Source organism: Mesorhizobium sp. KR9-304, from assembly GCF_040049215.1.
Lineage (GTDB): Bacteria > Pseudomonadota > Alphaproteobacteria > Rhizobiales > Rhizobiaceae > Mesorhizobium_K.
In genome coordinates, this window is record NZ_JBDZDN010000002.1 from 653,085 (window position 1) to 669,360 (window position 16,276).

Annotated in this window: 17 protein-coding genes and 1 other RNA gene; 4 read left to right on the forward strand and 14 right to left on the reverse strand. The window is 64.6% G+C overall.

The window, feature by feature from the left end:
• Nucleotides 1-2 precede the first annotated feature (2 nt).
• The 5 genes from ABLE71_RS15480 to ABLE71_RS15500 all read right to left on the reverse strand — a co-directional run bounded on the left by ABLE71_RS15480 (nt 3) and on the right by ABLE71_RS15500 (nt 3,787).
• The gene (locus ABLE71_RS15480; protein ID WP_348784323.1) at nt 3-599 is read right to left on the reverse strand and encodes a LysE family translocator; all 597 of its coding nucleotides are present in this window, start codon (nt 597-599) and stop codon (nt 3-5) included.
• A gap of 68 nt (nt 600-667) precedes the next feature.
• Complete coding sequence (locus ABLE71_RS15485; protein WP_348784324.1) at nt 668-1,006, reverse strand: type II toxin-antitoxin system PemK/MazF family toxin; 339 nt, start codon at nt 1,004-1,006, stop codon at nt 668-670.
• The gene (locus tag ABLE71_RS15490) at nt 984-1,292 is read right to left on the reverse strand and encodes an AbrB/MazE/SpoVT family DNA-binding domain-containing protein (protein WP_348784325.1); all 309 of its coding nucleotides are present in this window, start codon (nt 1,290-1,292) and stop codon (nt 984-986) included. Before ABLE71_RS15490 ends, ABLE71_RS15485 begins: the two co-directional genes overlap by 23 nt.
• A gap of 63 nt (nt 1,293-1,355) precedes the next feature.
• Entirely contained in the window at nt 1,356-1,928 is a 573-nt protein-coding gene (ilvN, locus tag ABLE71_RS15495; protein WP_348784326.1) for an acetolactate synthase small subunit, read from the reverse strand.
• Between the two features lie 62 nt (nt 1,929-1,990).
• On the reverse strand, nt 1,991-3,787 hold the full coding sequence (locus ABLE71_RS15500; RefSeq protein WP_348784327.1) for an acetolactate synthase 3 large subunit: 1,797 nt from the start codon (nt 3,785-3,787) through the stop codon (nt 1,991-1,993).
• A gap of 379 nt (nt 3,788-4,166) precedes the next feature.
• On the opposite strand from ABLE71_RS15500, the gene ABLE71_RS15505 reads away from it, so the two are divergent.
• Nucleotides 4,167-5,993, forward strand: a complete 1,827-nt coding sequence (locus ABLE71_RS15505; protein ID WP_348784328.1) for an ATP-binding protein — start codon at nt 4,167-4,169, stop codon at nt 5,991-5,993.
• A 15-nt stretch (nt 5,994-6,008) separates the two neighbouring features.
• Here the strand turns inward: ABLE71_RS15505 and ABLE71_RS15510 are convergent, their stop codons facing one another.
• The 3 genes from ABLE71_RS15510 to miaA form a co-directional block, all read right to left on the reverse strand.
• On the reverse strand, nt 6,009-6,737 hold the full coding sequence (locus tag ABLE71_RS15510; RefSeq protein ID WP_348784329.1) for a gamma-glutamylcyclotransferase: 729 nt from the start codon (nt 6,735-6,737) through the stop codon (nt 6,009-6,011).
• Between the two features lie 44 nt (nt 6,738-6,781).
• Nucleotides 6,782-7,573, reverse strand: a complete 792-nt coding sequence (locus tag ABLE71_RS15515; RefSeq protein WP_348784330.1) for a GGDEF domain-containing protein — start codon at nt 7,571-7,573, stop codon at nt 6,782-6,784.
• A 136-nt stretch (nt 7,574-7,709) separates the two neighbouring features.
• Entirely contained in the window at nt 7,710-8,654 is a 945-nt protein-coding gene (gene miaA / locus ABLE71_RS15520; RefSeq protein ID WP_348784331.1) for a tRNA (adenosine(37)-N6)-dimethylallyltransferase MiaA, read from the reverse strand.
• On the opposite strand from miaA, the gene serB reads away from it, so the two are divergent.
• Together serB and ABLE71_RS15530 are read left to right on the forward strand one after the other, a co-directional pair.
• Complete coding sequence (gene serB, locus ABLE71_RS15525; protein ID WP_348784332.1) at nt 8,638-9,525, forward strand: phosphoserine phosphatase SerB; 888 nt, start codon at nt 8,638-8,640, stop codon at nt 9,523-9,525. The genes miaA and serB overlap by 17 nt on opposite strands.
• Complete coding sequence (locus ABLE71_RS15530) at nt 9,522-10,094, forward strand: GNAT family N-acetyltransferase (protein WP_348784333.1); 573 nt, start codon at nt 9,522-9,524, stop codon at nt 10,092-10,094. Before serB ends, ABLE71_RS15530 begins: the two co-directional genes overlap by 4 nt.
• Before the next feature lie 47 nt (nt 10,095-10,141).
• Here ABLE71_RS15530 and ABLE71_RS15535 read toward each other — a convergent pair whose 3' ends face one another.
• From ABLE71_RS15535 to ABLE71_RS15560, 6 genes are all read right to left on the reverse strand, one after another.
• On the reverse strand, nt 10,142-11,683 hold the full coding sequence (locus tag ABLE71_RS15535; RefSeq protein WP_348784334.1) for a DegQ family serine endoprotease: 1,542 nt from the start codon (nt 11,681-11,683) through the stop codon (nt 10,142-10,144).
• 113 nt (nt 11,684-11,796) lie between these two features.
• Complete coding sequence (locus ABLE71_RS15540; RefSeq protein WP_348784335.1) at nt 11,797-11,982, reverse strand: DUF2065 domain-containing protein; 186 nt, start codon at nt 11,980-11,982, stop codon at nt 11,797-11,799.
• Between the two features lie 12 nt (nt 11,983-11,994).
• Nucleotides 11,995-12,975 (reverse strand): protease modulator HflC, encoded by a 981-nt coding sequence (locus ABLE71_RS15545; protein ID WP_348784336.1) that lies wholly within the window; start codon nt 12,973-12,975, stop codon nt 11,995-11,997.
• Complete coding sequence (hflK, locus tag ABLE71_RS15550; RefSeq protein WP_348784337.1) at nt 12,975-14,072, reverse strand: FtsH protease activity modulator HflK; 1,098 nt, start codon at nt 14,070-14,072, stop codon at nt 12,975-12,977. The genes ABLE71_RS15545 and hflK overlap by 1 nt, the downstream gene beginning before the upstream one ends.
• Nucleotides 14,073-14,191: 119 nt before the next feature.
• A complete protein-coding gene (locus ABLE71_RS15555; protein WP_348784338.1) occupies nt 14,192-14,713 on the reverse strand; it encodes a dihydrofolate reductase in 522 nt (173 codons plus the stop codon).
• Nucleotides 14,714-14,873: 160 nt separating this feature from the next.
• A complete protein-coding gene (locus ABLE71_RS15560; RefSeq protein WP_348784339.1) occupies nt 14,874-15,671 on the reverse strand; it encodes a thymidylate synthase in 798 nt (265 codons plus the stop codon).
• 99 nt (nt 15,672-15,770) lie between these two features.
• Here ABLE71_RS15560 and ssrA point away from each other — a divergent pair.
• Nucleotides 15,771-16,131: a transfer-messenger RNA gene (ssrA, locus tag ABLE71_RS15565) on the forward strand.
• Nucleotides 16,132-16,276: the final 145 nt, after the last annotated feature.

Consider the following 16,276-nt stretch of genomic DNA (forward strand, 5'->3'; position numbering starts at 1 on the left):
CCCTACCGCAGCATCGGCCAGAGCGTCGCGGCGAGCAGAACCCCCATCGCGATGTTGAACCATTTGAGCCGCACCGGGTCGGCGAGGAAGCCGCGCAGCGCCATGCCGAAACCTGCCCAGACCGATACAGACGGCAAATTGACCGCAGCGAAGGCGGCTGTGACCAGCAGCATCGACAGGAACGGAGCCTCGGGATTTGTGTAGACGGCCATTGCCGTCACGGCCATCACCCACGCCTTGGGATTGACCCACTGGAACGCGGCCGCCTGGACAAAGGTCATCGGCACCGCCTTCGCTTCACCCTTTGCCGCCAGCGAGCGCGACATCGCGATCTTCCAGGCCAGATAGAGCAGATAGGCGCCGCCGGCGATCTTCAGGGTCAGATCGAGCGCGGGGTAAGCCTTCAGCACCGCACCGAGACCCAGGCCGACGCCGAAGAGCAGCGTAGCGAAACCGCCGGCTATGCCGAACATGTGCGGCACCGTCCGCCAGAACCCGAAATTCACGCCGGACGCCAACAGCATCAAATTGTTTGGCCCAGGCGTCACCGAAGTCACGAAAGCGAAGACGAGCAGCGCAAGGAAGACATCGGGAGACATGACGGCCTCAAATTCGTTGGACGCGGCCTATATCGCGTTCGAGCAGGCGCCGGTGCCGCCATGCCAGGTCAGGCGGTTATGCCAAGGATCGCGCCGACCACCGCGCGGACGTCCGCAAGCACATCGTCAGGTGCGTGTTCGATGAACTGGAAACCGCGCAGGTCCCGATGCACGCTTCGAACTTGATCGGTCAGGATCGCACCGCGTGTTTTCATGCCGATGGGCAAAAAAACCTTTGTCGGCCAGGGCGATACATTTTGCGTGATAGGGCAGATGACCGAGCGATGCTCGCGGGCGTTGAAGTCGGTATCCGTCAAAACGATCGCCGGTCTTCTGCCACCCTGCTCCGTGCCGACGACGGGATCCAGATCTATCCAGACGATGTCACCGGCCCTTAAGGAGGTCATCGAGCGTTATCTCCCCCCGAGAATATTCGTCGTCTATGATCTCTTCGCCTCGATCGGGTCCCCACTCGACGGTTTCAGGCGAATTTTCAGGCCCGAGACGATCCATCTCGGAGATGATCCACTCGAGCGTGATCTTCTTGGGCCGCGCCGGCTCGATGATGCCCTTGCCGTCCTTGACGGTCAGTTCGACCGACTGCCCCGGCTTCAGGCCGAGTTCATCCAGCACCGCCTTCGGCAGACGGATGGCCGAGCTGTTGCCCCATTTGGATATCTGCACCTGTGTCATGGCGGCCTCGCAATGTATATCCGGCGTATATACATCCCGACTTGTCGAACTTCAACCGCTGGCCTACATCCCCTGCGGGCCGCGGTTCATCGCCGCCACCCCGGTGCGACAGATCTCGACCAGGCCGAGCGGCTTCATGATCGAGATAAACTGGTCGACCTTGGAACCCTTGCCGGTGATCTCGAAGATGAAATGCTCGGTGTTGGCGTCAATCACGCTGGCGCGGAAAGCGTCGGCGAGTCTCAGCGCCTCGACGCGGGAATCGCCCGTGCCGGCGACCTTGACCAGCGCAAGCTCGCGCTCCAGCGGCCGCTCCTGTCCCAGTTCCTTGGCGCGCACGGTGAGGTCGACCACGCCGTGTACCGGCACGATACGCTCGAGCTGGTGCTTGATCTGCTCCAGCACGTGCGGCGTGCCGCGCGTCACGACGGTGATGCGCGAGAGATGCTTTTCGTGCTCGGTCTCGGAGACCGTCAGGCTCTCGATATTGTAGCCGCGGCCGGAGAACAGCCCGATCACGCGCGCAAGCACGCCCGGCTCGTTGTCGACCAGCACCGAGAGCGTGTGGCTCTCCGGCGTCTCGGTTTCCTTGGCGATGAAGTAGGCGGAGCCGGTCGGTTGAAGCTGTGCGTTCATGGTTGAATCTCGATCTGAAAAACTCTGACTAACTGCAGCGCCGCGCTTGCTTTTCTCATAACTTACACCAGCTCCCTGCCCTTGGCGTCGATGGCGTTGGCCACCGCCTCGTCGGTCGCCTCGTCGGGCAGCAGCATCTCATTGTGCGCCTTGCCCGACGGGATCATCGGGAAGCAATTGGCGAGCGCCGCCACGCGGCAGTCGAAGATGACAGGCTTCTTCACCTCGATCATCTCCTTGATGGCGTCGTCGAGGTCGCCGGGCTTCTCGCAGCGTATGCCGTGGCCGCCATAGGCCTGCGCCAGCATTACGAAATCCGGCATCGCCTCCGTGTAGGAATGCGAGAGGCGGTTGCCGTGCAGCAGCTGCTGCCACTGGCGCACCATGCCCATGTACTGGTTGTTGAGGATGAATATCTTGATCGGCGCCTCGTACTGCACCGCGCAGCTCATCTCCTGGATCGTCATCTGCACCGAGGCGTCGCCGGCGATGTCGATGACCAGCGCGTCGGGATGGGCGATCTGCACGCCGAGCGCCGCCGGCAGCCCATAGCCCATCGTGCCGAGCCCGCCGGACGTCATCCAGCGGTTCGGCTGGTCGAAATGGAAATGCTGCGCCGCCCACATCTGGTGCTGGCCGACCTCGGTGGTGATGTAGGTATCGTAGCCCCTTGTGGCCTCGTAGAGCCGCTGGATGGCGTATTGCGGCATGATCACGTCGTCGCTCGGCCGGTAGGCGAAGGAGTCGCGGGCGCGCCACTTCGCGATCTGCTCCCACCACGGGTAGAGCGCCTTCTTGTCGGTCTTCACGGTCGCCCGCCACAGCCGCACCAGGTCCTCCAGCACGCGGCCGACATCGCCGATAACAGGCACGTCGGCGCGCACGTTCTTGTTGATCGAGGACGGGTCGATGTCGATGTGGATCTTCTTCGAGTTCGGCGCGAAGGCGTTGAGGCGGCCGGTGATGCGGTCGTCGAAGCGCGCGCCGATGCAGACCATCACGTCGCAGTCGTGCATGGCCATGTTGGCCTCGTAGGAGCCGTGCATACCGAGCATGCCGAGCCAGCTCTTGCCGCTCGCCGGATAGGCGCCGAGCCCCATCAGCGTCGAGGTGATCGGGAAGCCGGTCAGGTCGACCAGTTCGCGCAGCAGCTGGCTTGCCTCCGGCCCGGAATTGATGACGCCGCCGCCGGAATAGATGACCGGCTTCTTCGCCGACGCCATCAACTCGACCGCGGCCTTGATCTTGTCGAGGTCGCCCTGGAGTTTTGGATGGTAGCTGGTGCGCGGGGCGGTCTGCGGCGGCGTGTAGATGCCTTTCGCGAACTGCACGTCCTTGGGAATGTCGACGACCACCGGCCCCGGGCGCCCTGTCGTGGCGACGTGGAACGCCTCGTGGATCGTCGCCGCAAGCTCGTTGACGTCCTTCACCAGCCAGTTGTGCTTGGTGCAGGGCCGCGTGATGCCGACCGTATCGCATTCCTGGAAGGCGTCGGAGCCGATCAGCGAGGTCGGCACCTGGCCGGTCAGGCAGACCAGCGGGATGGAATCCATCAGCGCGTCCTGCAGCGGCGTCACCGCGTTGGTCGCGCCCGGACCGGAGGTCACCAGCATGACGCCCGGCTTGCCGGTCGAGCGGGCATAGCCTTCCGCCGCATGGCCGGCCCCCTGCTCGTGGCGCACCAGTATATGCTGGATGGCGTCCTGCTGGAAAAGCTCGTCGTAGATCGGCAGGACCGCGCCGCCGGGATAGCCGAACAGGTGGACGACACCGTTGTCCTTCAGCGCCTGCACCACCATTTCCGCGCCCGTCATTTCGCGATTTGGCATTTCGCGCTGGTCGTTCTGTCCGTTTGTCATCGGCCTGGTTCCGTTTCTGCTCGCCTGCAGCGAATTTCGGGTCGTTTAGTCTTGTTTCGGGCAATAAAAAAGGCCCCCGAGGGAGCCTTGTGTCTGCGCATGGGTGCTGTCGCCCGGCGGTTACGCCGCCTTGCCCATGCGCAGTCCTACTACGAGAATGAGTGTCTTCTTCATGGGCGCGGACAATAGAGGCGGACTTCGCGGCGAGTCAATCGTGTTTTTTTGCCGATTAGCCCCAGGCCGATACGGGAGGGCCGAACGAGGGTCATCGCAATTTTAGCCATCTCCGCAACAGCTCCTCAACCATCCCCCCTCATCCGGCCTTAACCGCGGTTGGATAGCCTGATCCGACGGACAGGGCGCATAGGGACAGGACCGGATGTACGCACACGAAACCTCCCGCGGCGAGGCGGTTGCGCAGGAGCGGCGCGACGCCGCCCAGAACGACAAGCGCATCCTCGGCCATGTCGTCCAGTGCGACGGCGCGCGGGCGACGATCGCGGCCTTCGCCGACGAGGAAGACGGCACCGTCACCGCTCAATGGACGGTCGGCCGCATGATCTCGATCAACCTCGGCGGCACGCGCACGGTGGGCCTCGTCTACGGCATCGGCAAGGCCGATCTCTCCTGGAACCAAGGCGCGCGCAACGCCATCGAGGTCAGCGTCGAACTGGTCGGCGAGGTGCGCGACCGCGAGGCGCCGCAGCCGCCGGTCTTCGACCGCGGCATCACCTCCTATCCGCATGTCGGCGCCATCGCGCATCGCATCCGGACGCGTGATCTTCAGGCCGTCTACGATCTGGCTGGCCGCCACTCCATCACCATCGGCAACCTCTCCCAGGACGAAACGATCGAGGCGCGCATCGCCATAGACGACACGCTGGCGCGTCACTTCGCGATCGTCGGCACCACCGGCGTCGGCAAGTCCACCGCCGTGTCGCTGCTGCTGCGCAAGGCGATCGAGGCGCGGCCGGACCTGCGCGTGCTGATCCTCGATCCGCACAACGAGTTCGCCGCCTCGCTGCCGGAATATTGCGTGCGCGTCGACGCCGGTTCGCTCGACCTGCCGTTCTGGATGTTCCGGCTGGAAGAGTTCACCGAAGTGCTGTTCCGCGGCCGCGAGGCGGTGCCCGAGGAAGTCGACGTGCTGCGCGACCTGATCCCGACGGCCAAGAACCTCTACCGCAATCCGGCCGGCGGCGCCTTCCTGCGCCGGGGCGTCGACGCGCTGACCGCCGACACGCCGGTGCCCTACCGCATGGCCGACCTGATCAAGCAGATCGACGAGCGCATGGGTCTCCTCGAGAGCAAGAACGAGCGGCCGGTGCTGAAGTCGCTGAGGACGCGCATCGAATCGGCCGTCGCCGACCCGCGCTACAAATTCATGTTCGCATCGCGGCTGATCGAGGACACGATCCACGAGACGATCGGCAAGATCTTCCGCGTGCCGCATGGCGGCCGCCCGGTCACCTGCTTCGAGATGGCCGGCATGCCGTCGGAAATCGTCAATTCCGTCTGCTCGGTGCTGGCGCGCCTGGCCTTCGACCTCGCACTGTGGAGCGAGGGCAGGCTCAGGCTCCTGGTGCTCTGCGAGGAAGCCCACCGCTACATGCCCGCCGACCCGCGCCTCGGCTTCGCGCCGACGCGCCATGCCCTGTCGCGCATCGCCAAGGAAGGCCGCAAATACGGCTGCTATCTCGGCGTGGTGACGCAGCGCCCCGGCGAACTCGATCCCACCATCCTGTCGCAGTGCTCGACCTTCTTCGCCATGCGGCTGGCCAATGAACATGACCAAGCGATCATCCGCTCCGCGATCGCCGACTCCTCCGCGTCGAGCCTGGCCTTTCTGTCGTCGATGGGTCAGCGCGAGGCGATCGCCTTCGGCGAAGGCGTGGCCACCACCATGCGGCTGAAGTTCGAGCGGCTCGACGCCAGTCTCCTGCCCGGCTCGTCCAAGCGCCACGAGGAGGAGGCCGCTGCCGGCGACGGCAACGACGTCGACCTCATCGAGATCGTCGAGCGGCTGCGGAACGTGCCGAAGGCGCCGAGCAACCTTCCCTTCGCCGAGCCCGTCAGCGCCCAGCTCCAGCCCGGCGATCCAGGCTACCGCAAGCCGGAAGCCGCGGCCCCGCGTCCGGTGCCGGACCAGGACGAGATCGATTTCGGCTACGGGCTGAAGCCCGGAAGGTTCGGCTCGCGGAGCTAAGGGTCGTAGAACCGACTACGGTTTCCGGACTTCGGGTCCGGAAACGGCCGAAGCTTCGATCCGCTCGGCCACCAGTTCCTGAAGCCGCCACAGATACGCATCGCGCAAATCGAGTTTCTCAAGGTGGCTGACCGTGCTGAGCAGATACTCGGCCATCGAGCCCCACCGGCCGACCGCCTTGGCCAAAACGTCGGCAATTTCTTCCACCGACAGGTTGCCTACATAAGCGCCGGAATTCCGATCGATCGCAAAGGTCAGCGCGGGGAACGTCCCGCCGTCGACCGTAACAGTGATCCAGCGCGCGGGAAAAGAGTGCGGAATGACATGGATTTCACGCCGCAGGAGCGAAAGCAGGTTTGTCTCGATCGAGTCGTCCGGCAAGCGATACGCAACCCCGTTGCAGCTGCCGCCGCGATCGAGCGCCAGCATCAAGCCCGGCCGATGCTCTGTTCCGCGAAACCACTTGTCCCAGCCGAGACAGAAGGAACGGCGCCACCCCCTCGCCAATGCCCTGCGCCTCTCGACGAAGTCGAAGGCGGGATTCCAGATCAGCGATCCGTATGCAAAGACCCATATGTTGTTCCGGTCCTGTGCGGCCCGCAGGATGTCATCCGCGATCCTCAGGTAATCCTCGTCCGTGGCGGGCCGCCGACCGGATGCGAAAGGGCCGGTGACGATCTCTCCAGCGTCCTCCACAACCCGCGCGATATGATCGGGCGTTAAACGCAGCAGACGTTTTTCCATGAGCTGCCCCCGTACCCCAATCCAAGCAGAAGGAGCGGGAAAGCTCAAGCGCAGACCCGGTTCCGCCCGGTCTTCTTTGCCTCGTAGAGGTGCTGGTCGGCGCGGCGAAACAGCGACTCCGCGCTTTCCTTGCGGTCCCAGACCGCCAGGCCGACGCTCGCGGTGACCTTGAGCCGGACGTTACCTGACACGATCGCCATGCCGGCGATTGCCTTGCGGATGCGCTCGGCGAAACGCACCAGCAGTTCCGTGTCCATGTTGGGCGCCACCACGGCGAACTCCTCGCCGCCGAGGCGGGCCACCACATCGTGGTAGCGGGTCATGTCCTTGAGGCAGCCGGCGACGGCTTTCAGGACCTCGTCGCCGACATCGTGGCCGTGCGTGTCGTTGATCTGCTTGAAATGGTCGAGGTCGACGACCATCAGCCCGACCGGCTTCTCGATGCGGCGGAACTCGCCGAGATATTCCTTCAGCGCGTCGTCGAAATAACGCCGGTTCTGCATGCCGGTCAGGGCATCGGTCAGCGCCGCGCGCTCGAGGTTCAGCGAGCGGGCCGACAGGGTCTCGGTCATGGCGCGCAGCTTGTTTTCTTCCCTGACCTGCTTGCGGATGAGCGGGAAGATGAAGAACAGCCCGAAAAACAGCGTGGTGGCGAGCAGCAGCCCCGTCATGAAGAGCAGCTTCGACAGATAGGCGATGTCGTCGTAGCGCTCCGGCTCCTTCAGGCCGTTGGCGATCGAAAACAGCACGTCATAGGCGTGGAAGATCATCACGCCAGCCGCAAGAATGACCGCGATGAACACAAAGAACGCGGCTTCTGACTTGTGGAGGCGCATATTCTCCCCGCCGACCATACCCGCTCGGTTATGTCACGATGCGCCTTACGGAGCGTTAACCCGGGGCACGATGGGCGCCGCGCCGGGACAGCCTGCGTCCATCGGCCGCCCTGCCTGCCGGAGGCTCGCGAACACCTTACAAATCCCGGGCTTGCGGCGCGTCGGCGCCGCCGATCCGGAGCCAGTGCGGCCCGAGCTGGTTGCGGAACCAGGTGGACTGGCGCTTGGCGTATTGCCGGGTTGCGATCTTGGCGCGCTCGATCGCCTCGGCCATGGCGATCTCGCCGGCAAGTGCCGCCTGGATTTCGCGCACGCCGATCGCCTTCATCGCCGGCAACTGCGGATCGAGGTTCAGCGCCGCCAGCGCCTTCACTTCCTCCAGCGCGCCGGCCTCGATCATGCCGTCGAAGCGCCGGTCGATGCGGGCGACGAGATCGGCGCGATCGGGCTCGATGACGACGAAGCGGGCGCTCTCTCGGTCGATCAGCGGCTTGCCGCGCTCCGCCTGCCAGTCGAGGATCGACCGGCCCGACGTTTCCAGCACTTCGAGCGCCCGCACGATGCGCTGGCCGTCGCCCGCGCGAAGCATCATCGCGGCCCGCGGGTCTTCGCGCATCAGGATGCGGTGGAGTTTTTCGGCGCCCTTGTCGGCCAGTTCGTAGCGCCAGCGTTCGCGGATCTGGTTCGGGATGTCGGGCATCTCGGAGATACCCTCTTCCAGGGCGCGGAAATAGAGCCCGGTGCCGCCGACGAAGATCGGCGGCGATCCGGAAAGCCTGCCGCTGTCGGCAAGCGAAATCACATCGCGCAGCCAAGCGCCGGTGGAATAGGCGACGCCGGGAGCGACGTGGCCGTAGAGCAGATGCGGCGCGCGGCGCAAATCGTCCCCGCCCGGCCGCGCGGTCAGCACGTCGAGGATGGAATAGACCTGCATGGAGTCGGCGTTGACGACGGCGCCGCCGCGGCGCTCGGCGAGATCCAGCGCCAGCCGCGACTTGCCGCTCGCGGTCGGCCCCGCTATCAGGATCGCGTTCCTGATGCGTCCTTCCCCGCCGGATTTGTCGATGCCGCTCGTCGCCACGCTGATATCCCATCCCGCCGCGCGCCGTCTGAAGCGGCCGCTGGCGACTATCGCGTCCCAGGCGGTCGGTGCAAGCGCGATCTCCTGGCTGGGCCGGGATGTCGCCTGCGATTTGGCGCTGCCGCAAGGCCTCGGCAGGAACGAGGCTGCCGCGATGCTCGCCGAGACGCTCGCTTCGGAGCCGATCGACATCGTCGTCCACGATGCCGCCCTGCGGCGCAAGAAGATACTGCTCGCCGACATGGATTCGACCATGATCGATCAGGAATGCATCGACGAACTGGCCGACGAGGTCGGGCTGAAGGAGCGTGTCGCCGCCATCACCGCGCGCTCGATGAACGGCGAGATCGCCTTCGAGCCTGCCTTGCGCGAGCGCGTCGCGCTGATGAAGGGTCTCGATCTATCCATCGTCGACCGCATCATCCGCGACCGGCTGACGCTGGCTTCGGGCGGACGCGCGCTGGTGCGGACCATGCGCGAGCACGGCGCGTGGACGGCGCTTGTTTCGGGCGGCTTCGACGTGTTCACGTCGAAAATCGCGGCAAAACTCGGCTTCCACGAAAACCGAGCCAACCGGCTTGTCGTGGCGGACGGACGGCTGACCGGAGAGGTCGCCGAGCCGATCCTGGGACGGGCGGCCAAGGCCGAGGCGCTCTCCGACATCGCCATCAGCCACGACGCCGACCCGCAGGACGTGCTCGCCGTCGGCGACGGCGCCAACGATCTCGACATGATCCGGCTGGCCGGCATGGGAGTGGCGCTGCACGCCAAGCCCGCGGTGGCGGCCGAGTCGAAGATGCGCATCGACCACTCAGACCTCACGGCCCTGCTCTATCTTCAAGGCTACCGCGAGGAGGAATTCGCCCGGTGATACCCATCCGGACCGAGCGCCTGGTCCTGCGCAACTGGCAGGAGCGCGACCGCGATCTCTTCCATCGCATCAATTCCGACGACCGCGTGATGGAGTTCTTTGGTTTCCGTCGAAGCCGTGCGGAATCCGACGCAAGGATGGACGAGTGGCGCGGCTGGATCGACCAGGACGGCTACGGCTTCGCCGCCGTCGAGCATGCCGCCGACGGCGCGTGCATCGGTTGTGCGGGACTGCTCGAAACCGAAAACCTGCCTGGCCTGCCTGATGGAACGATCGAGATCGGCTGGCGTCTCGCGCCGGAGTATTGGGGATGTGGCTATGTGACCGAAGCAGCCAGGGCATGGGTCGCCTTCGGCTTCGAGACGTTGGGCAACAGCGAGATTGTTTCCTTCGCCGTTCCCGGCAATCGCCGTTCCACGGCCGTCATGCAGCGCCTCGGCATGATCGCCGATCCTGCCAACGATTTCGACCACCCGCACGTCCCGGATACGCATCCGCATCTGAAGCGGCATTCGCTTTACAGGTTGTCCCGCAAAGACTGGGAAAAAACGAAAAAGGCAGCACGATAGCTGCCTTTTTCTGCTTTCAATACAACGCCTTGAACGATCTTCCGGACTCAATCCATCCGGATCGTCACGAAGCGCAGTTCGCCGGTCTTCGACGCCAGCATCAGCAGCGCGTTCTTGCGGCCCTGCTCCTTCAGCGCGGCGATGCGGTCGAGCACATCCTTCGGCGTCGCGACGGATTCCTGCGCGATCTCGGTGATGACGTCGCCGGCGGCGATGCCCCGTTCGGCCGCGGCAGAATCCGCGGCGACCTCGGTGACCACCACGCCGGAAACATCGGCCTCGATGCCGAACCTGGTGCGCGCCTCGTCGGTCAGTTCGCCGACGGTCATGCCGAGGATCGACGCGGTTGCGACCGGCCCGTCATCCTCTTCGGCAGGCGCGCCGTTTTCGCCTTCGGCGAGCTTCTCGCCTTCCTCCAGGCGGCCGAGCGTGACCTTGACGGTCATTTCGACGCCCTTGCGCAACACGACGACGTCGACCACCTTGCCGACCGGGCTTTCGGCCACGGCCAGAGGCAGTTCGCGGCTCTCGTCGATGTCCTTGCCGTCGAACTTGACGATGACGTCGCCGACCTCGATGAGCCCGTTGTCCACCGGCCCGCCCTTGATGATGCCGGATACGAGGGCGCCCTTGGCAACCTTGATGCCGAGGCTTTCCGCGATCTCGTCCGTCACCGGCTGGATGCGCACGCCCAGCCAGCCGCGCCGCGTCTCGCCGAATTCGCGAAGCTGCGACACGACGCTGACCGCCATCTCGGCTGGGATCGAGAAGCCGATGCCGATCGAGCCGCCTGACGGCGAGATGATCGCGGTGTTGATGCCCACCACCTCGCCATACATGTTGAACAGCGGGCCGCCGGAATTGCCGCGGTTGATGGCAGCGTCCGTCTGGATGAAATCGTCGTAGGGGCCGGCGTCGATGTCGCGGTTGCGCGCCGAGACGATGCCGACCGTCACCGTGCCGCCCAGCCCGAACGGATTGCCGATCGCCATGACCCAGTCGCCGATCCGCATCTTGTCGGAATCGCCGAACTTGACGGCTTTCAGCTTCTTCAGCGTCGGATCGACCTTGAGCACGGCGATGTCGGTCTTGGTGTCGGTGCCGACAAGCTCGGCCTTCAGCTTGGAGCCGTCGGAGAAGTTGATCTCGATCTCGTCGGCGTCGGCGATGACGTGGTTGTTGGTGACGACGATGCCTTCGGCCGCGTCGACGACGAAGCCCGAACCCAGCGACTGAACCTTCTGCTGGCCCCCGCCGCCGCCCTGGCGGTCCTTGAAGAACTCATCGAAGAAGTCCTGGAACGGCGAGCCCTCGGGAGCCTGCGGCAGGGGTACCGTGCCCTGGCCCTCGCTCCCCTTCACGTTCTGCGACGTCGAGATGTTGACGACGGCTCCGAGCAGGCCCTCGGCGAGGTCGGCCACGGAGGCGGGGCCGGCCTGGGTGACCTGCGGCCCGGCGGCCGCCGCCGGTGCGTCGGCCTCGGGCGTGGTTTGAGCGAGTGACGGAACGGTCGAGGCGCCGGCCAGCAGAGCCATCGCCGCGCAACACAGTGCGGTGCGCAGCGCAGGCATCGGATGGTGACGTTTCATGCGGCTGCTCCCGGTCATCTCTGAGGAACCGCCAGGCAAGGCGGGCGGCGTCATGTTCGCAAGAAATAAGGCGTGTTTGCGGCCTTGGCCACCAACCGAGGATAAATCCTCCGTTACCCTCTGACCAGCCAGACGATGCCGACGCCAACCGCTATCGACACCAGCCCGGCGATCCGCAGGAGGTTCTCCGGCATGCCGAGAACCTCCTTTGCCAGCTTCTTAGCCAGGCCGGGAAAGCCGCCATAGATCAGGCCCTCGACGACGAGGACCAAGCCTATCGCGGCCATGAAGTCCCGCATGAACGGTCCTGCCTACTGGGCAGGCGTCGCTGCGGCGGGTCCGGGTTCCGGGATCGCGCCGGTCGCCGTTCCCGCCTGCGGCGCTGCCGGCGGAACCGCGTCGCCGGCCGGCGCTCCGCCGTTCGGGCTGCGGAAGAAGCGGAAGAACTCCGAGTCTGGCGACAGCACCATGGTGGTGCCGGTGCCGATGAGCGCATTGGAATACGCTATCATCGAGCGGTAGAACTCGAAGAAGCCCGGATCGCGCTGGAAGGCTTCGGCGAAAATCCCGTTGCGCTCGGCTTCGCCCTCGCCTCGCAGGATTTCCGATTCCTTGCGCGCCTCGGCCACGATCTCCACCACCTCGCGGTCGGCGCGGGCGCGGATACGCTGCGCCGCCTCGCGGCCACGGGCCCGCAGCCTCTCGGCCTCGGCAAGACGCTCAGCCTTCATGCGATCGAAAGTCTGCTGCGACACTTCCTGCGTCAGATCCGTGCGGCGAATGCGGACGTCCTCGATCTGCAAGCCCAGCGAAGTCGCGTCTGGACGAAGCTGGTCGGCGACTTCGCGCATCATCGCCGCGCGCTCTTCCGACAGCGCCGATTCGAAGCCGCGCACGCCGTAGACCCGGCGCAATGCCGCATCGAGACGTGTGCGGAGCCGCTGTTCGGCAAGCGCGATGCTGCCCGAGACCGCCTGGCGGAAGGTGCGGGCATCCGAGATGCGATAGGTGACGAAAGCATCGACCTCGTAGAACTTGCCGCCCGAAACCTGGACGCGGATGTCGTCGAGATCGAAGCGCAGGATGCGGTCGTCGATGATCTGGACGTTGTCCGCTTCGAAAAAGCTGAACGGCGCCTTGAAATAGATGCCCGGCTCGGTCTCGACCTTCACGATCTCGCCGAAGCGAAGCACGATCGCCTGCTGGCGCTCGTTGACCACGAAGATCGACGAATAGACGAGGAACAGGATGACCGCCGCGATGACGGCGATGAAGGGAAGACGGTTTGCCATCACTGGTTGCCTCCCGTCGCCGGCGCGGGCGCATTCTTCTGCAGTTCAGGCAGCGGCAAGTATGGGATGACCCCCTGCCCGCTTCCTTGCCCCACGATCACTTTGTTGGAGTCCTTCAGGACCTTCTCCATCATTTCGAGGAAGAGCCGTTCGCGCGTCACGTCGGGCGCTTTCGCATATTCGTCATAGACCGAAACGAACCGCTGCGCCTCGCCCTGGGCTTCCTGGACGACCCGGTTCTTGTAGGCGGCTGCCTCTTCGCGCACCTGCGCCGCCTCGCCTCGGGCCTGGCCGAGCTTCTGGTTGGAGTACTGGTTGGACTCCTCGACGAAGCGGTCCTCGTCCTGCTCGGCGCGCTGCACCTCGTCGAATGCATCGGCGACCTCGCGCGGTGGCGCTGCGTCCTCGATCGAGATCGCGTTGATCGTCAGGCCGGCTCCATACTGGTCGAGCGTCGTCTGGATGATGCCGCGCACGGCATCGGCGATGCCCTGGCGGTCGTCGCGGAAGATGTCCTGCGCCGGTCTGCGGCCCACGGCTTCGCGCATCGCGCTCTCGCCGACCTGCCGCACCATCTCGTCGGGATCGGCGACGTTGAAGAGATAGGCCTCCGGGTTGGAAACCTGGTAGGCGATCGAGAACTTCACGTCGACGATGTTCTGGTCACCCGAAAGCATCAGGCCGGAGGACGTATTGCCGCGCACCTCGCCGAGATCGACGAGCTTTTCGGCGGTATTGGCGAATTCGACTGTTTCGACAGGCCACCAGTGGAAGTGCAGGCCGGGCTGCGACAGTTCTTCCTTCGGCTTGCCGAAGCGCAGTTCCACCGCGATCTCGTCCGGCTGCACGGTGTAGATCGCCTGGAACAGCCAGAGGGCGACAAGCGCCAGGCCGATCAGTCCGAACAGAGCCGGGCTGGCGCCGCCGCCGGGCAGCGCCTTCTTCAACCGGTCCTGGCCGCGGCGGATGATGTCTTCGAGGTCGGGAGGGCCGCCCTGCGGGCCGCCGGGGCCGCGCGGACCCTGCCCCCAGGGGCCGCCGCCATTGCCGCCGCTGCCCCATGGGCCGCCACCGCCGCTCTTGTCGTTCCAGGGCATGAATGTCCTTTCGGTACTCTTTTAGACCCGCGCGTCCGGCAAAAGCCGTCGCGCCTCCCTACTCCACCCTCTATAGGGATGCGCGGCTTTGCTTTCAACGCGCCGCTTTTCCGCGGATTTCAATGCACTGACGTGCGCCGCTCGTAAACAGCGTAACGTGTCGCATGCGTATCTTTCTCGCCCGCCGGCACGTCTTGCGAGCTGACAAGCCGCCAGACAGCCGGGTCTATCGGCGGAAAAACCGTGTCGCCATCGACCTTTGCGAGCACGTGGGTGACATGGAGCCGGTCCGCCAGCGGCAACGCCTGGGCGTAGATCTCGCCGCCGCCGATCACGCAGATTTCATCGACAGGCGCCATGCAGCGGGCGCGAATCCCGGCAAGGGCGATCGCATCGCGCAGCGAACCGGCCGTCTCGCCGCCTTCCGCACCGTACGCCCTGTCGTGCGTCACCACAATGTTGAGCCTGCCCGGCAGCGGCCGCTTGGGAAAGCTCTCCCAAGTCTTGCGGCCCATGATGATTGGCTTGCCCAGCGTACCCGCCTTGAAGCGCTTGAGATCGGTCGACAGCCGCCAGGGCAGTCCGCCCTCGCTGCCGATGACGCCGTTCTCGGCGATCGCCACATAGATCGCGATGCGCATGGTCCGTGCTCTCCCTAGGCAGAGGGATCTGTCGAGATTCAGCTCAGGCGGAGCCGAAAATAGTGGATTTCGAGAACCGGAGCGGAGCGTACATTCGGTGCGCACCGGAAGCGCAGAAAGCCGCCATTGCAGGCCCGCATCAGCTGAATCTCGATAGATCCTACACCGCGATCGGCGCTTTGATGGTCGCGTCGGCTTCGTAGTTCCGCAGCTGGAAATCCTCGAACTCGAAGGCGAACAGATCCTTCACATCAGGGTTGATCCACATGGTCGGCAGCGGCTTCGGCGTGCGTTTGAGCTGCTCGCGGGCCTGCTCGAAGTGGTTCGAATAAAGATGGGCGTCGCCTAGCGTCAGCACGAAATCGCCAAGCGCCAGCCCGCGCACCTGCGCGATCATCATGGTTAGCAGAGCGTAGGACGCGATGTTGAAGGGCACGCCAAGGAAGATATCGCCCGAGCGCTGGTAGAGCTGGCACGAGAGCTTGCCGTCGGAGACGTAGAACTGGAACAGGCAGTGGCAGGGCGGCAGCGCCATGGCGTCCACCTCGGCCGGGTTCCAGGCCGAAACGATCAGCCGGCGCGAATAGGGGTTCTTCTCGAGCTGAACGAGCAGGTTCTTGATCTGGTCGATGGATTTGCCGTCCTCGCCGCCCGGCCATGACCGCCACTGCTTGCCGTAGACGGGGCCGAGATCGCCGTTCTCGTCGGCCCATTCGTCCCAGATGGTGACGCCGTTGTCGCGCAGATACTTGACGTTGGTCTCGCCCTTCAGGAACCAGAGCAGCTCGTAAATGATCGACCTCAGGTGCAGCTTCTTGGTGGTGGTGACCGGAAAGCCCTGCGCCAGGTCGAAGCGCATCTGGTAGCCGAACACGCCGCGCGTGCCGGTGCCTGTGCGATCGCTGCGATCGGCGCCGTGGTCGAGCACGTGTCTGAGAAGATCGAGATATTGGCGCATGGTGTTCCGTCGATTCGGTGTTTGTCCCATCATATAGCAAGGCATGCGCGGCGAACACGCCGCAAACGCCTTATCCCGGCTATCCACCTACCCGGATTCGCCCTTCCAATTCCTTTCCTTGCTCCCTATATTCGACAGGTCAGCTTGTCTGACTATGGCGATAAACAGGCGATGTAATAAGCCGTTCGGACCCGGGGGCGGTACCCGGCGCCTCCACCACAAGCCGTCCGACCCTTTCGGGCGGCTTCTGATGGGGGCGAAATAGGATCGACGAAGGTGTAAAGATCGTACTTTTGCCCGGCATTGTACCACCGTTATCGGGCTAACCTTGTAGTTGCAAACGACAACTATGCTGAGGCACGTCTCGCTGCTTAATGCGGCGCGATAGTCTCGAATCAAGTCCTGGGGGTTAGCCCCTCCAGGCGGGGTTCGGAGGTACCTGGCAACAGAAACCTCCACTTTCTCACACGACGATTTCTTACTTCCGCAGCGCGCAAGGACGACCTGTATCGAAGGTAATCCCGATGCAGTCGCACGTCAGCACGCCGAGCGCCTGAACGTTGCCAGGACCCTCTGGTCAATGGACGATCTTTGCCAGATGATGG

What these genes read in the sequence shown, in the direction of transcription:
- ABLE71_RS15480 (WP_348784323.1), bottom strand. Translation starts at nt 599, where the DNA reads ATGTCTCCCGATGTCTTCCTTGCGCTGCTCGTCTTCGCTTTCGTGACT.
- ABLE71_RS15485 (WP_348784324.1), bottom strand. Translation starts at nt 1,006, where the DNA reads ATGACCTCCTTAAGGGCCGGTGACATCGTCTGGATAGATCTGGATCCC.
- ABLE71_RS15490 (WP_348784325.1), bottom strand. Translation starts at nt 1,292, where the DNA reads ATGACACAGGTGCAGATATCCAAATGGGGCAACAGCTCGGCCATCCGT.
- ilvN (WP_348784326.1), bottom strand. Translation starts at nt 1,928, where the DNA reads ATGAACGCACAGCTTCAACCGACCGGCTCCGCCTACTTCATCGCCAAG.
- ABLE71_RS15500 (WP_348784327.1), bottom strand. Translation starts at nt 3,787, where the DNA reads ATGACAAACGGACAGAACGACCAGCGCGAAATGCCAAATCGCGAAATG.
- ABLE71_RS15505 (WP_348784328.1), top strand. Translation starts at nt 4,167, where the DNA reads ATGTACGCACACGAAACCTCCCGCGGCGAGGCGGTTGCGCAGGAGCGG.
- ABLE71_RS15510 (WP_348784329.1), bottom strand. Translation starts at nt 6,737, where the DNA reads ATGGAAAAACGTCTGCTGCGTTTAACGCCCGATCATATCGCGCGGGTT.
- ABLE71_RS15515 (WP_348784330.1), bottom strand. Translation starts at nt 7,573, where the DNA reads ATGCGCCTCCACAAGTCAGAAGCCGCGTTCTTTGTGTTCATCGCGGTC.
- serB (WP_348784332.1), top strand. Translation starts at nt 8,638, where the DNA reads ATGCCGCTCGTCGCCACGCTGATATCCCATCCCGCCGCGCGCCGTCTG.
- ABLE71_RS15535 (WP_348784334.1), bottom strand. Translation starts at nt 11,683, where the DNA reads ATGAAACGTCACCATCCGATGCCTGCGCTGCGCACCGCACTGTGTTGC.
- ABLE71_RS15540 (WP_348784335.1), bottom strand. Translation starts at nt 11,982, where the DNA reads ATGCGGGACTTCATGGCCGCGATAGGCTTGGTCCTCGTCGTCGAGGGC.
- ABLE71_RS15545 (WP_348784336.1), bottom strand. Translation starts at nt 12,975, where the DNA reads ATGGCAAACCGTCTTCCCTTCATCGCCGTCATCGCGGCGGTCATCCTG.
- hflK (WP_348784337.1), bottom strand. Translation starts at nt 14,072, where the DNA reads ATGCCCTGGAACGACAAGAGCGGCGGTGGCGGCCCATGGGGCAGCGGC.
- ABLE71_RS15555 (WP_348784338.1), bottom strand. Translation starts at nt 14,713, where the DNA reads ATGCGCATCGCGATCTATGTGGCGATCGCCGAGAACGGCGTCATCGGC.
- ABLE71_RS15560 (WP_348784339.1), bottom strand. Translation starts at nt 15,671, where the DNA reads ATGCGCCAATATCTCGATCTTCTCAGACACGTGCTCGACCACGGCGCC.